General features: G+C 35.6%; 1 protein-coding gene. It reads right to left on the bottom strand.

Features of this window, described 5'->3' with window-relative positions; all coding sequences use genetic code 11:
• Positions 1 to 157: 157 nt before the first annotated feature.
• On the bottom strand, positions 158 to 652 hold the full coding sequence (locus GQR46_RS19685) for an Imm26 family immunity protein (RefSeq protein WP_165742223.1): 495 nt from the start codon (positions 650 to 652) through the stop codon (positions 158 to 160).
• Positions 653 to 1,404: the final 752 nt, after the last annotated feature.

Raw genomic sequence — 1,404 nt, 5'->3', positions numbered from 1 at the left:
TTCTTTACATTCCTGATTTGCAGATTCAACAATATCGACTGGATTCACCATATGCCTAACGCCCTGTTAATGGGCAAAATAAAGTTGGCTAAAATTAAGCGACGAAGGAGCAAAAGCCAACTGTATTTTGTCCTTGTTAAACAGTTTGTTAGGTGAATTATTCATCATCTTCATCTGGAGCTTCTGGGATTCCTAGAGCTTTGCTAATTGAATCGTCCATTGTTCGATAATTACCTAGCCCCCAGACACCTTCTAATTCGTTTTCTTCTATTTCATTACCAGCTTCATCCACATGACAACAACTGGGAAATACTTTTAAGTAACAAGCACCATCATCGTTTTGATTCGGTTCAACAGCGATGTTTCCAATTACTGGCATATAGCCCCTAGAGAATCCGAGTTTATTTATAAATACAGGAGCAACTAACAATGGTTCTTGAATTAGATTTTTTGGAATTTCAATCTGTTCACTAATTACATTGTATATATGAATTTTGATGCAATCAGGAAAACCACCCACCTCAGAGTCTAATGTCATAATACGACCAAATATATATTTCTTTTCTGGGTACTCAAGTCGAAAAACGTCGCCAACCTTTAACCTTTTTTTGTAAGCAGTTTGACGGACTACATTAGTTTCGGGATATTCCATATTCACCTAACAATTTAATAGTGCGCTCATCGCGTATATTTCTGCCGACGCTACGCTCATTTTTCTGCATGATATAGTTTTAACAAATAACCTAAGGTATTACTATCACTAAGTTTTCTAAGACTTTAAAGAAAAGTTAAATAGAACAATATGCGCGCGTCGCTCATTTTCATGAATATATGCGCAAAAAGCAGTTTGACCAATCAATTTACTACTATATTTAGCCAATCTGAATGACCGCTTCTCGCTCAAAGCTGGCTTCAGCAAAGTGCCATTTGCGGACATTCAGTATTTGAATTTAAGTCTATACTGATGGACGCAAATGTCACCATTGCGGTCGTTCACGTTTGAAGTATTAACGATCACTTTGTGCGCATTGCTGACACTAGCAATTAATATTTGTCCTTATTTTTTCTAATGAATCATTCCGACCATGTCACTAAAACACCTCGGTAACAAATACCTTTAAAATAGTTACGTTTAATGCGTATTTAATCTTTTCATATGCAAGTAAATAGACGCCATTGAAATAATGATAGTAAGTAGTTATTTAACGAACGCCATGAATAATTATTATGGGTGGCCTAATAACTCCTGCAGGTGTTTTTGAGGTTTTGCGTTTGGGTTTAATTGCGTAGTATTACTGGGCATATCTAGCTTTGAATGAACCCATACTAAAGTTGACAGTTAGTTCGGATATATCCAATATTTTTTAACATTCGAGATATTCTAGTAAAAAAATAAGATCGTTC

It is taken from the genome of Pseudoalteromonas sp. Z1A6, assembly GCF_011378745.1.
Classification (GTDB): domain Bacteria; phylum Pseudomonadota; class Gammaproteobacteria; order Enterobacterales; family Alteromonadaceae; genus Pseudoalteromonas; species Pseudoalteromonas arctica.
The sequence above is the reverse complement of the archived record's forward strand: the minus strand, read 5'-3'. Positions and strand labels throughout refer to the sequence as shown.